Annotated in this window: 12 protein-coding genes; 9 read left to right on the top strand and 3 right to left on the bottom strand. The window is 58.6% G+C overall.

The features are described from left to right. Complete coding sequence (locus JAO29_RS00450) at positions 1 to 633, bottom strand: DUF1844 domain-containing protein (RefSeq protein WP_334266200.1); 633 nt, start codon at positions 631 to 633, stop codon at positions 1 to 3. Positions 634 to 653: 20 nt separating this feature from the next. Further along, on the bottom strand, positions 654 to 1706 hold the full coding sequence (ygfZ, locus tag JAO29_RS00445; protein ID WP_334266199.1) for a CAF17-like 4Fe-4S cluster assembly/insertion protein YgfZ: 1053 nt from the start codon (positions 1704 to 1706) through the stop codon (positions 654 to 656). Positions 1707 to 1788: 82 nt separating this feature from the next. Here ygfZ and JAO29_RS00440 point away from each other — a divergent pair, with 82 nt between their 5' ends. From JAO29_RS00440 to JAO29_RS00400, 9 genes are all read left to right on the top strand, one after another. Beyond that, positions 1789 to 3357: a hypothetical protein gene (locus tag JAO29_RS00440; protein ID WP_334266198.1), complete on the top strand. Its 1569-nt coding sequence runs from the start codon at positions 1789 to 1791 to the stop codon at positions 3355 to 3357. Positions 3358 to 3370: 13 nt separating this feature from the next. Beyond that, entirely contained in the window at positions 3371 to 4231 is an 861-nt protein-coding gene (mtnP, locus tag JAO29_RS00435; protein WP_334266197.1) for an S-methyl-5'-thioadenosine phosphorylase, read from the top strand. Between the two features lie 40 nt (positions 4232 to 4271). Further along, positions 4272 to 5216 carry a PfkB family carbohydrate kinase gene (locus JAO29_RS00430; RefSeq protein WP_334266196.1) on the top strand — a complete coding sequence of 315 codons (945 nt, stop codon included), beginning with the start codon at positions 4272 to 4274 and terminating at the stop codon, positions 5214 to 5216. Continuing rightward, positions 5197 to 6846: a hypothetical protein gene (locus JAO29_RS00425; protein ID WP_334266195.1), complete on the top strand. Its 1650-nt coding sequence runs from the start codon at positions 5197 to 5199 to the stop codon at positions 6844 to 6846. The genes JAO29_RS00430 and JAO29_RS00425 overlap by 20 nt, the downstream gene beginning before the upstream one ends. A 51-nt stretch (positions 6847 to 6897) precedes the next feature. Continuing rightward, the gene (locus JAO29_RS00420) at positions 6898 to 7599 is read left to right on the top strand and encodes an MgtC/SapB family protein (RefSeq protein ID WP_334266194.1); all 702 of its coding nucleotides are present in this window, start codon (positions 6898 to 6900) and stop codon (positions 7597 to 7599) included. A 6-nt stretch (positions 7600 to 7605) separates the two neighbouring features. Continuing rightward, on the top strand, positions 7606 to 8409 hold the full coding sequence (dapF, locus tag JAO29_RS00415) for a diaminopimelate epimerase (protein WP_334266193.1): 804 nt from the start codon (positions 7606 to 7608) through the stop codon (positions 8407 to 8409). Next, the gene (locus JAO29_RS00410; RefSeq protein WP_334266192.1) at positions 8406 to 9356 is read left to right on the top strand and encodes a S66 peptidase family protein; all 951 of its coding nucleotides are present in this window, start codon (positions 8406 to 8408) and stop codon (positions 9354 to 9356) included. The genes dapF and JAO29_RS00410 overlap by 4 nt, the downstream gene beginning before the upstream one ends. Before the next feature lie 15 nt (positions 9357 to 9371). Continuing rightward, positions 9372 to 10820, top strand: coding sequence for a UDP-N-acetylmuramate:L-alanyl-gamma-D-glutamyl-meso-diaminopimelate ligase (mpl, locus tag JAO29_RS00405; protein WP_334266191.1), 1449 nt, complete (start codon positions 9372 to 9374; stop codon positions 10818 to 10820). Positions 10821 to 11126: 306 nt separating this feature from the next. Further along, complete coding sequence (locus JAO29_RS00400) at positions 11127 to 11846, top strand: lysophospholipid acyltransferase family protein (protein WP_334266190.1); 720 nt, start codon at positions 11127 to 11129, stop codon at positions 11844 to 11846. Positions 11847 to 12232: 386 nt separating this feature from the next. Here the strand turns inward: JAO29_RS00400 and JAO29_RS00395 are convergent, their stop codons facing one another. Next, positions 12233 to 13444: a hypothetical protein gene (locus JAO29_RS00395; protein WP_334266189.1), complete on the bottom strand. Its 1212-nt coding sequence runs from the start codon at positions 13442 to 13444 to the stop codon at positions 12233 to 12235. Positions 13445 to 13458 lie beyond the last annotated feature (14 nt).

Below are 13458 nucleotides of genomic sequence, written 5' to 3'. Positions count from 1 at the left end.
CTAGCGGACGATGCTCGGTTTGCCCGGAGCCGGATTGGAACCTTTGGCCCCGGCAGAGCGAGCCAGGGCCTGCGTGATCTCGAGGAATCCCATGCGCAATTCGAACAACGCGCTTTCCAGAAGGCGCTGTTCGGAAGCCGTGAGATTACCCTTGGTCTTCTCTACCAGCAGTCCCAGCATGTCGATGCTCTGTCGTGCACCCATCAGATCCACCTGAGGCTGCTGACCCTCCGGGGTGGCACCCCCAAGCTGAACGATGCTTGTCATGTAGATGGATTGAACGAGAGTCTCGAAGTTCATGGCAGGCGGATGATCGGCACCTGGATTTGCCGCGCGAATGGCGGTGTCGAGGCGTTCTGAGGTAGCCTCATAGGCTGCCCGCGCCTGTTCTGACTGTTCTTCTGTGGGTCCGGAGAGCATCTCCTCCGACAGCTCATCGGCCCTTTCATCTGAGAGGGCGTCATCTGAGACAGCCTCCTCCTCTGGAAGAGCGGTCACAGGGATGGGAGAGGCGGTCTGCGCCGTCTCGCGCTCGTCGGACTCCGGAGATGGATCAGCGTCTGGGCGAAGTTCGCCATCGAGGTTGAATTTGCGGCGATCTGTGACGACAAAGGGCTTATTTTGTTCGGACATTATTTGATCTCTCTGATGAATCAGATGCTTGAGGCGGACGTACCGTCGCCGTGCGTAAAGGTGTGAGTAGTCGATGGATGGGCCACGCCGCCCGGATATTGAAGAGGTTCGTGCCGATCCAGAGCCTCGCGTCTGACATAGCCCAGCGCAAGGTTGAGAGTGGGTCCATAGTCGCCGGGTATCGGTAATGCGGCAACGCTGGTTAACTCGCCGACTGCTTTCTCCGCGGAGTGGAGAGCTGTACCTGGTGCAGGCAATGTGCCTTCCAGGCGGAAGGTAGCAAAGACACGGTGAACGCTGCCGCGCGAACGAATACGCTCGACGATCTCCTGGCCCAGATAGCAGCCTTTGTTGAAATGGAGAGCTCGCGCCTGATTGGTCTCCTGCGGAAGATCGCGATCGCGAATGTCTGTGCCGAACAGGGGCATGCCCTCCAGAAGTCGGAGCCCGTCCAACGCGGCGGTTCCGCAAGGTACGGCCCCCGTAGCTCCCAGAGCCTTCCTGAGTGACTCAGCATCCTCAGCTGTTTCCATCCACAATTCAAATCCAGGAACGATCCTGCCGTAAGCGCGAATGAGCGTAACCTTTCGGGAGTTCCAGGAGACGGTCTGCTCTTGCAGTTCTTTGAGCTCGCTTGCCGGAAGGCCGGCCATTTCTAGAATGGACGACGTCTCTGGGCCGATAAGCGCTATTCCGTGACGTGTCTCGCTGATATCCGCCAGCTCAACGTCATCCATGATGATGTAGTGGTCGAGATAGGGGATCAGTGTCGCCACCTGATTGTGGCTCGTCTCAATCAGCAGCTCGTCCTCGCGGGCGAAGACGTTGCCATCGCCCTGAATCCGCCCCTGCGCATTGAGAAAGAAGTTATACACTCCCTCCCCGGCTGCAAGGCCCTGAACTGAGTTTGTCGCCATGCCGTTGAGCCAGCGTACGCGATCAGATCCGGTGACCCGTATCCATCCTGTCTGGTCTAGCGAAACGATACCCACCCCATGCAGCAACGCCTCGAGCTGCGGGTCGGAAGAGGATGGGATTGCAGGGAACGTGTTGGAGCGAGTTTCTGTCGTCATAAAGGTCAGCGCGACGTCTCGAGCGGACTCTGCGTACACTTGATTATAGCGGTCCGAGAGTGAGGCAGGTTTGCAGCCAGGAATGCGGAAGACTACGGTGGGGCGAGTAAGACAATGGGCGACATGCTCGTTTTTGATGGCTTCCTGCACAATAACTGCCTTGGGGCAGGTTCCCGGACAAAGCACCGAGGATGACAATAAGCCGCACGCTCCCATGACGAAACAGCAGGCCAAGGAGCTGTTTCGATCCGTCGATCAAATCCTCAGCTTCGTCAGCACGGATACGAAACTTCCCATTAAGCACAGTGTCAAGCGCAAGTTGATCTCCCGGGAGGAGGTCACGAAGTACCTCAAAAAGAAGTTCGACGAGGATGAGAGTACGCGAAGGATGCAGCGCTCCGAGCTGGTGTTGAAGAAGTTCGGTCTGCTCGATCGTGATTTCCAACTCCGCCCATTTCTGCTTTCGCTGCTTACCGAACAGATCGCCGGCTTCTATGACAACAAAACCAAGACCGTAAATCTGCTGGACTGGATCGAGCCCGACGAGCAGAAACCAGTACTTGCGCATGAGCTTACGCACGCCCTTCAGGATCAGAAAGTTGACCTGACCAAGTGGTCTGACGTCAGCCTTGAAGGCATCTCCCGAAACGCCCAGGCCGATAATCATCATCTCCAGGTAGATGAGGCAGACACAGCGCGAGAAGCAATCGCGGAAGGTCAGGCGATGGCAACCTTCATCGACTACACGCTGCAACCCTCCGGCAAGACGCTGGCAGACGCTCCACCGGAGATGATGTCGCGTCTGAAAGGAATGGTCGGGGACACCTCCGGCTCCCCCGTGCTCGCTCGGGCTCCACTGCTGCTGCAGGAATCGTTGCTCTTTCCTTATACCGATGGACTTAACTTCGAGCATGCGATCCTGGTGAAGGGTGGCAAAGAGGCTGCCTTTGCTGGCGTACTTGCAAATCCTCCCTCCTCCAGCTTTGAGATCCTTCACCCGGAGCAGTACCTCGCGCATGTTCCTGTTCCCGTGCTTCGGATGCCTGATATTCATCCGCTTCTGGATCCGGAGTGGGACCCCTATGATCTGGGCGTGATGGGGGAACTCGATGTCCGTATCCTTACGGAGCTCTTCGGCGGCCGCGAGATCTCCGATGGGCTCGCTCCAGAGTGGGATGGCGGTGTTTACTACGCTGCTCAGCGCAAGTCTGCTTCTGCTGCGGAGAAACAAACTACGGCTTCGATTGGCCTCCTCTATTACTCACAATGGAAGAATCCAGACTCAGCCAGCACCTTCATGCGAATCTACGCTGCCCAGATCCCGCGCAAGTACTCGAAGGTCACTCGGCGAGAAAAGGACGAGCGAGGAGACAAGGAGCAGGTTTATTCGACCAATGAAGGCGATGTCCTGCTGTCGATCTCTGGTTCGAGCGTCTTCGTCAGTGAGGGATTTGACCTGCAGCTTGCGCGTAAATTGCGTGACAGCATCCGCGACGAGCAGCCAAAGGGTCCCATCCGCCTGGCTCAGGCCGGCAGCGAGCCGGCTCTCTCTCTGTCCCGTCTACTGGGTTCATACGGTGTGATCAGACCTGTTCCGCGTGAACGATATACTTCCCAAGGGCGCTTCCCATTCGAGCCCGTTGCTAAATAAGGAGAAATTCATTTTGAAGAAGGCCGAAATCGGAATCATTGGCGGCAGCGGACTGTATGCAATGCCGGGATTGACGAATGTTCACGAAGAAAAGTTGACCACCCCATTCGGGGACCCATCCGATGCCCTGGTTCTTGGAACCCTTGAAGGCCGCAAGGTTGCATTCCTCGCTCGTCATGGAAGAGGACATCGGCTCCTTCCCAGCGAGCTGAACTTTCGTGCCAATATCTACGCGATGAAGATGCTGGGAGTGGAGCGCATTCTCTCTGTCTCGGCCGTCGGCTCTCTCAAGGAAGAACACAAGCCCACCGACTTCGTCATGCCCGACCAGTTCATCGATCGCACCTTTGCGCGCACGTCGACCTTCTTCGGCGGCGGAATAGTCGTCCACGTAGCATTCGGTGATCCTGTCTGTGCGACGGTATCGTCAGCCTTCCAGAAGGCGTGCGATGCGAATGGAGTCGTCGGAAAGAGTGGGGGCACCTATGTCTGTATGGAAGGGCCGCAGTTCTCGACCCGGGCTGAATCGAACCTCTATCGCAGCTGGGGTGCAGATGTCATCGGTATGACAAATCTGCAGGAAGCAAAGCTGGCTCGTGAGGCTGAGATCTGCTACGCGACCATGGCAATGGTTACAGACTACGACTGTTGGCGCGAAGGCCATGACGATGTGACCGTCGATCAGGTCGTGGCAGTGATGCATCAGAACTCCAAGAACGCTGAAAAAGTCGTTCGTGCCGCCGTGACCTCACTACCTCAGGAAAGAAAGTGCGCCTGCGGTGACGCACTTAAACATGCCATCCTGACAGACCGGAAGGCGATTCCTTCGGAGACGAAGCAAAAATTATCGCTGCTGCTGGATAAGTATCTCTAGTCCGAAACAGGACCTTAGGCTTCGCACAGAAAGAGGATTGATGTCCATACTTGTTGTAGGTTCAGTGGCGTTCGATAGTATTCAGACCCAAAGTGGCTCTGTCGATCATTGTCTGGGAGGCGCGGCAACGCACTTTGCTCTCGCTGCCAGTTATTTCACCGACGTTCGGGTGATTGCTGTAGTCGGAAAAGACTTCACCGCCGAACACGAAGCTGTCTTCACCCGGCGGGGAATCGACACCCGCGGTATCGAGCACGCCGATGGCCTCAGCTTTCACTGGACGGGATCCTACGTCAGCAGCCTCAACGAGGCGGAGACGCTGGGCACAGATCTGAATGTCTTCCAGACCTTCAGTCCCAAGATCCCTGAAGCCTATCGGGATAGTGAATATCTCTTCCTCGCAAACATTGACCCTGTCCTCCAGGCTCGCGTCCGCAGCCAGATGCCCCAGGTGCGCATGGTCTGTGGCGACACCATGAACTACTGGATCGCAGATCATGCGGCAAATCTCGCCTCGGTCCTGCGCGAGTTGGATGTATTGCTCATCAACGATGGTGAAGTCCGTATGCTGGCGGGCGATCGCAATCTTGTCCTGGCCGCGGAGAAGGTTCTGACGATGGGACCGAAGACGCTTATCGTCAAGCACGGGGAGTACGGCGCGACCGCATTCTTCGGACAACATTCCTTCTCTTCCGGAGTTCGTGCTCTCCATCCATTCCGTGCTCCTGCCCTTCCTCTCGCCGAGGTAGTCGATCCCACTGGCGCAGGGGACTCTTTCGCTGGCGGGTTCTACGGTTACCTCGCCTCACAGCCGGAGTTGACGCCAGCCGTCTTCCGTACAGCGATGTTCTACGGCGGTGTCATGGGCTCGTTTGCTGTGGAGCGTTTCGGTACTGAGCGTCTACAGAATGTAACCCGCGAAGAGATCGACGAGCGGTTCAGGTTGTTCAAGGAGATCTCACACCTTGAGTACGCGAACACGTAGACGGAATCGCCGTGGTGAGGAAGCCGACCGGCTCGAGCCCTTGAGCTTCGAGATACGTCCTTCCAAACGCGAGGAGGCTATGCCGTTCGCCGTGGCCGCGACCGCGTTTGCCTTCATCGCACTGGTGGTTTGTATGGGCCGAGACTACCTCCTGCTCTATGGCGATGCAGTGGCGCATCTTGGCATAGCGAGGAGAATCCTTGACACAAGGAATCCCGGCCTCATCCAGCTGGGTGGAGTGTGGCTGCCACTTCCTCATCTGCTCATGCTTCCGTTTGTGCAGAAGATTCAGTGGTGGCAGAACGGACTCGCCGGGGCCTGGCCATCTCTGTTGTCCTATGTTCTGAGCGTAGCCGGTCTCTATCGCTTGACGAGGCGGATAGCGCCTCCGCAATGGGCACTGGTGGCGACGGCCTTCTATGCGCTCAATCCCAATCTTCTCTATCTCTCGACCACCGCAATGACGGAGCCGCTGTTTCTGGCCATCGTCATCTGGACCACTCTTCTCGCGATGGAGTGTACCGCTGCCATCAGCGCAGCACGCCTGCCTGCCATCAAGGGCAGGTTGATCGCCCTCGGGCTCCTGGTCCTCGCGGGCGTTCTCACCCGCTATGATGGCTGGATCTTCGGCGCAGTCGTATGGTGCGTCATCGCCTGGAAGCTCTTCCACGCTGAGAAGGTTCGCGCTGAGGTCAGGCTTCACTTCGGAATCTTCACCGCCCTCTCTGTGGCTGGGCCGGTTGCCTGGTTTGCCTACAACCAGCACTTCTTTCACGACCCTCTGGACTTTATGCGTGGTCCCTATTCTGCCCTGGCGATTGAACGGCGGACATCGAAGGGAGCGGCACACCATCCCGGCTGGCATAATCCCTTCTGGGCTGCAGTGCTTTATCTCCGAACGGCACAGCTGGATGCCTCGGCATGGGAGACAGGTTTTGGGGTTGCGGCGCTCGCCATCGCGGGACTCATTCTCGCGATCCGCCGACGTCTCGAACTGGTTTCAACCCTGCTGTGGATACCCCTGCCTTTTTATATCTACTCAATCGCCTACGGATCCGTTCCGATCTTCATCCCTCCGCTCTTTCCTCACTCCTATTACAACTCGCGATACGGCACCGAGATGCTGCCCGCGTTTGCAGTCTTCGCCTGCGTAGCTCTGGGATGGCTGCAGCAGCGCTGGGCGGCATCGCAACCGCTGCTGGTCCGGCTTATGCCGCCTGTCACTCTGCTGCTCATTGCGATCAGCACGATCTCGATAATGTATCGTGTTCCCCTCGTCCTCAAGGAGGCGATGGTCAACTCCACGACCCGCATCGCGTTCGAGCAGGCCATCGCAAACGAGATAAAGTCCTTTCCCGCGGGTGTGCCCATCCTGATGTACAACTCCGATCATGTAGGAGCCTTGCAGCGGGCCGGAATTCCCCTCAGGCAGACGATCAGCGAGACGGATTACGACAGCTGGAAGGTCGCCTTGGCAGACCCGGCCAGGCACGCCGCCTATATCATCGCAATCGCCGGGGATCCGGTCTCGCAGGCGGTGACCGCCAATCCTGAAGGACTGACAGAGCTGGCTGTCTTGTGTACGACCGGCCAGCCATGCGCCCGGATCTATCGTTCAACCCACTTTTGAGAGAAATCCCGGACTTCACCGGGCGAAGTGCTACCATTCCTCGCAGGCCCGATGCTCGTCCCCCAGTTTCATTTCAGCCAGATCGATCAGGAACTGCTCTCGACCGGCACAGCCGCGCGATTGTTGACAGCTTGTGTTCTGGGCGGCGCCATCGGGCTGGAGCGCGAATGGCGCCACAAGGCTGCAGGATTGCGAACCAACCTTCTTCTGTGCCTGGGGTGCGCATTCTTCACTCTCCTTTCGGCGGTTCTCGCGGGCGACTCAAATCCAGACAAAGGACGGGTGGCTGCAAATATTGTGCAGGGCATCGGATTCCTCGGGGCGGGGATCATCCTGCATACCCGGGACCGCGTTCTTGGTCTCACCAGTGCGGCGACTGTATTTGTTGTCGCTTCCATAGGAATGGCCTGCGGTGCTGGTCTCTACCTTGAAGCCGTGATGGCAGCTGTCGTCACGCTGCTCTCTCTGGCAGTAGTGGGATATGTGGAGTCGAAGGCCGGCTGGAAGCATGTCACCATGCTCTATGAGGTTCGGGGCTCCGATCGCAAGGCAATGTACGTCTCCGTACTTAGCGTGCTCGATCGCTTAGGAATCCCTCTAAAGGTCAGCGAGCGTGAGGCTGCCGGAGATTTCGAGAGATTGACCTTTGCGGTTCCGGCGACTCGCAGGCGCCACGTGGAGCTGCTTCGGGACCTCCGCAGCAGCGGCGCTACAGAACATGTTGTGGTCTTTCGCGATCCTGAGGAAGAATAGAGAGCGATGATTCCTTTTGTGAAAGCACATGCATGCGGCAATGACTTCCTCGTCCTCGAAGAGACAGTTGCTGCGCGGCAACACGCTGCCTTGGCCCGGAAGCTCTGCAGCCGCAATACCAGCGTGGGAGCTGACGGTATCGAATTTCTGGAGCGAAGGCCGAACGGCGAGTTCTTCCTTCGCCTCTTCAATGCGGACGGAAGCGAAGCGGAGCTCTCCGGCAACGGAACCCGCTGTGTGGCTGCGTGGCTGGCAAGCTCCGAGGGCAGGGACGAGGTGGTTCTGGGAACGCACGGCGGCCCTCGCAGCTGCAGGGTGGTTGAAGAGGCCGATCCGCTCTACCTGATCGAAAGCGAGATGGGGGTTCCGCGTGTCATGGAGCGGACGATCGAGCTTCCTGAGATAGGGAACATCGCGGGCGCCATGGTCAACGTTGGAAATCCTCACTTCGTGATCTTTGTAGAGTCTGAAGATTTCAGCTCCTACGGGCTCTCATGGCAGGCTCTTGGCAGCAGAATCAGCGTAAGTCCTATCTTTCCGCACGGAACCAACGTTGAGTTCGTCAAAGTTCTCTCCGATGGCGAGATCGCCTTTCGCATCTTCGAGCGAGGCTGCGGCCCCACCACCTCGTCGGGAACCGGAACCTGCGCATCATCTGCCGCGGCGATGAAGCTCCGTGGTGTTTCTCGCGAGTTGAAGGCCGTCGCCGAAGGTGGAGAGCAGCGAACCGTCTGGTCCGCGGACGATCAGGTCATGCGGCTGACTGGCCCCGCGGAGATCATCTGTCGCGGCGAGGTCTCTGGCCTGTGACCGCAAGCGAGGAGGCGTTCCTCAAGCCGCGAGCGCTCCGCCCCGGGGCCACGCTGGGCGTTATCTCGCCGGCGAGCACGCCGAAGCGCGAACTGGTTGAACGCGGGCTGGCTGAACTGCAGGCGGCTGGATACCAGACCAAGCTCGGGAAGTACGCCTTCGGCGGAGGTCCTCTCTATTACGCAGGAACCCTCGGCGAACGGCTCGAGGACATGCACGCAGCCTTCGCGGACGACACTGTCGATGGCATCATCTGTACCCGAGGCGGATGGGGCTCGGCCGAGCTTCTGCCTTATTTGGACAAAGATCTGGTCCGTTCCAATCCAAAGGCATTTATCGGCTACAGCGATCACAGTTCGCTCCATACCTGGCTTCAGAATGAGGCGAAGCTGATCACCTTCTACGCTCCGATGGTTGCGTCCGACTTCGCACGTGACAACGGGGTCGACCGCGCGAGCTGGCAGAACACCTTCGAGGGCGCGAGCGAATGGTCGCTGGACGGGAACGATGGCCTTCGCGCGCTGCAGCCGGGGCTCTCGGAAGGAAATCTCCTGGGTGGCTGCATCTCCATCCTCGCCGCCGGTCTTGGAACTCCCTTTGCTCCGCATTTTCCCGGGAGCATTCTCTTTCTCGAAGATATTGGAACGAAACCCTACCAATGGGACAGGATGCTGCTGCATCTGCGTTACTCCGGAAGGCTGGATGGAGTCACAGGCATCGTCTTCGGCGACATGGCGCAGTGCGTTTCGCCGGAGGAAGAGGATCTTCTGGAGAGAGCGATTCTTCATGGCTTGCGCGGCTTCCCCGGACCAGTCGCAATCGGTCTGCGCTGTGGGCACGTGGATGGAGCGAATCGAACGCTTCCGCTCGGCGTCAGGGTCAGGCTCGATCTGACGGACGCGAAGAATCCGCGCCTGAGCTTCCTCGAAGCAGCTGTTTCGGTTTAGTCTTTTCCTTGGCGCATGCGGAAACATATCTACCTCATAGGAATCTGCGGCACGGCGATGGCTTCGCTTGCCGGAATGCTCACCCAGCTCGGTCACGAGGTGACCGGCTCGGATGCGGCTGCTTATCCGCCCATGAGCGATCTTCTGCGCGAGCTTGGCATCACGGTTCACGAACCGTACGCTGAACGGAATCTCGATCGCCGGCCCGATCTGGTGATCGTGGGAAATGCGATCTCTCGCGGCAACGTGGAGCTGGAGCGCGTGATGGACGAGCGCATTCCTTTTACCTCCATGGCTTCCGTGCTGCATGACGAGTTTCTCGCCAGCCGGGAGTCGCTTGTCGTCGCAGGAACGCATGGGAAGACGACGACGACCAGCATGCTGGCGTGGATCTACGAGACGGCGTCGCGTCGGGAACCGAAGTTTGCGCCTTCCTTTCTGATCGGCGGGGTTGCCGAGAACTTCGGAACCAGCTTCATGGTTCGACCGACCAGAACCTTCATCCTCGAGGGCGATGAGTACGATACGGCCTTCTTCGACAAGGGGCCGAAGTTTCTGCACTATTTTCCCGATGCCGCGATCCTGACGCATGTCGAGTTCGATCACGCGGATATCTATTCAGATCTGGAGGCGGTGAAGACGGCCTTCAAGCGGTTTATCAATCTCGTTCCCCGGCGCGGGCGCGTGGTGGCCTACGACGGGAGCGAGAACGTCAGCGAGTGTGTGGCCAGGGCGTTCTGCGCGGTTGAGCGCTACGGGCTGCGGGAAGACTCATACTGGAGAGTCTCTGATCTGCGGCATGACGGCCCGATCACGCGGTGGACGCTGTGGCGCGGCGGCGAGAGGTTCGCGGAGCTTGCGCTGCCCATGGCCGGCGAGCACAATGCGCTGAATGCGACCGCGGCGGCGGCGCTGGCGTCGGGCCAAGGCGTTGCTGTCGAGGCCATCGTTGAGGCGCTGGCGAGCTTCCACAGCGTGAAGCGGCGGCTGGAGGTGAAGGCCGTAGCGGAGGGCGTCACGATCATCGACGATTTTGCGCATCATCCGACCGCCATCCGCGAGACGCTGCGGGCGTTGCGTGAGAGCCGCCCCGAACAGAGGCTGATTGCGGTTCTGGAGCCGAGGTCGAATACGTTGCGCCGCAATGTCTTCGAGGGCGCATTGATTGACAGCCTGGCTCTCGCGGACCGGGTGGCCATCGCTGGGGTCTTCAAGTCGGAGAATATTCCGGTTGCCGAGCGACTGGATCCCACCCACGTGGTTGACGGGCTGAGGAATCGAGGGATCCCAGCGGAGGTCTACCAGGACGCCGATGCTATCGTCGGTGCTCTCACGCCGGAGCTTCGCAATGGTGATGTGGTCGTGATTCTTTCAAACGGCGGGTTTGGCGGGATCTACCAGAAACTTCCTCAAGCGATCACCAAGGCGGCCGTCGCGGCACGTGTAGCGGTCCAGTTCAGCTGACCATCCCCCCGGTAAATTGCGCAAAATATTCCAATCAAAGCACTTAGCTGTGGACTTGATGTTCAAAATATTCAAACCAAGTTACTTATCAGCAAACTATTGATAATAAGCAAGATAGTGACTGATTCAGTGGCGGTGCCTGATGTAACTTACTCTGAACTTCCTTCTCTATTGTAGCGGGTGGGAAGAAACTGGTCGGCAGAGTTATGTATCTGCTGATAAGTAACTTATGGGCTCTACGGGATTGACAGGCAAAAGTGTGCGTTCCGGTGATTCCGGTCGCAGGTGAGATATTCTGCTAAGTGGATGTTTGCCACGCTAAAGCTGCTTTTTGTTTACCTGACGCTGGGGTTTCCGGCGGGAGTTTTTGGGATTCCTTACTCCCTGATGGTTGGGAATGTTCGCCTCCTATATCGGGTCGCGATGTGGATTGCGAACGCAGGAGTGCGAGCGGCAGGAATTGAGATTGAGGTCACGGGCCTGGAGAACGTTCCAGCGGGAAGGCCGTGCATCTTCATGTGCAATCACGTATCGAACCTCGACCCTCCAGTGGTTTTGCCGGTGCTCCCCGGACAGTCGGCTGTGCTTCTGAAGAAGCAGTTGATGAGCATTCCGATCCTGGGGTATGCGATGCGGTTGGGGAAGTTTATCCCGGTGGAGCGTGGAGGGAGGCGCGACGCGGCGCAGGCCAGCGTTGTTGCGGCCGGAGAGGCGATAAGGAGCGGCCTGAACATCCTTGTCTTTCCCGAGGGAACACGGTCGAAGGACGGAAGGTTGTCAACCTTTAAGAAAGGCCCCTTCTTTCTGGCGATGGAGACGCTGGCCCCGGTGGTTCCGGTGGCGGTCTCGGGTACGGAGTCGATGATGCGAAAGGGAAGCTCCGCGATCACGCCCGGGATAGCGCGGGTGCAGCTGTTACCGGCGATTGAGCCGAAGGATTTCGAGAGCCGGGAAGAGCTTCTGCGGGCGGTCAGGGAAGAGATTGCAGCGGCGTTGCCGGAGCAGATGAAGCCCCTCGAGGGGTGAGTCTGGGCTGGTGACGGAGGGGTTCCTCAGGGACTGGAGCCCCGTCGCTTCGGGAGATTGTCGGCACGGCTGGAGCGATTGGCTTGCGCGGCGAGCTACGCTCGATGATGCCACTCAACCGATGAGATAGATGAATGCGGCAACCGGCGACGTCTGAGTACGCGGAGAGTCGGAACCGCAGATCCTGGAACCGCAGATACGGGAACCGCAGATCCTTCGACTTCGCTGCGCTTCGCTCAGGATGACACGCTTTTGGGGGGCAAGGGGTGGTTCTCCTGCCTTGCGGAGAGATGGTTATTCAAGGGGATGAAATCGCGGCGAAGCTGAGCTGATCCGAAACGGTCCGTGAGAGGAAGGCTCCGGCGGAAGAGGCGAGTCGGGAAGGGTTACTGTTCCCATGCGACCTTGTCTCCGGGGAGCAGGACAATCTGGTTTACGGAGTCGAGGGTTTGGGGAAAGTCCACCTCCGCGTATCCTCCCTGGACGAGAGATCGATGCAGCGAAGCTTGCTGGAGCAGATGAGTCTCTGCGGCCACCTCGTTGTGGCCTTTGCCAGACGCGGCAACATCAATCAGGTACCCAAACGTTGTACCGAAGGGACGAAGCTCGGTCTTGCCGTTGATGCTGACCGAGGACAGCAGGCTTACCGCGGTTTTGGTTCCGAAAGAGACACATTCGACGGAGGACGGGGTGCTGGATGGGCAATTGGTGCGTCCGCCTGCTTCAACCCGAAGGGTCGCCTCCTGAAGATCGCCGACGGTGCGAGCTCCGAGAAGGATGGCCGTGGGTTGTGTCTTGCTGTCGCCGATGGATTGCAGGAAGAGCCTGAGAAATGGCCAGGATCTGAAGCGCTTCGAGATGTCAAAAACCAGATCTGCGCCTGAAGGAAGGGATTTCGCAGCTTTGCGATTTACCGTTCGGGAGAGAAGAAGCTCGACACCGAGGTCGGATGAGGCGGTGACACGATAGTCGGCCTCGAGAGAGCCTTTGTAACTTCCGCGTGCTGACGCGCTCGCGCTCTGGATGAGCGGCTGCTCGATCTTGAGTTGCATGCCGGGAGCGAGATCGACGAATCCACTTCCACTGAAGGAGTAGGAGAAGAAGGCTGCTTCGTTTGCGGGTAGCGGAATCTTCTCAGCGATCGCCCGGCGCCTGCTGTAGAAGGTCTGGCTGCGGGGAAAGCAGGATCGGCGCTCAAGCTGGGATAGCTGGTCGAGGAAATGATTCCATTCCGCGTGAATGTCGAGATCGCCTGCCTGCTGGTTCCAGCCGAGGGGACTAAGGCTTGTGACGCTCCAGCGGTCCCGCCGGTCACTGGGGATGAGCGAGAAGACGGAGCCGTGAATGACGCAGGATGGGGCAGGAGCAGAAGTGTCTTTTCGTTTGTGGGAGGGCAGGACGAGGTTGCTGGTCTGGAAGGCGGGATTGGCTGATGGGCTGGAGAGGGAGGGAACGAGCAGGGAGTAGCCGGAGGCTTCCTCAAGCGTATACGTTCCGCCAGGTGCAGGCGTTCGATGAGCGCACCCCGTGCCGAGGAGAAGGGAAGAGAGGATGCCGAGCAGGAATGTGCATGGGAGAGGTCTGAGCCGACAGTGCAAAGTGATCTCCCGGG

This window comes from Edaphobacter sp. HDX4 (assembly GCF_036877565.1).
Taxonomy (GTDB): domain Bacteria; phylum Acidobacteriota; class Terriglobia; order Terriglobales; family Acidobacteriaceae; genus Edaphobacter.
Note: the sequence above shows the minus strand (reverse complement) of the source record. Positions and strands in the feature narration are given on the sequence as shown.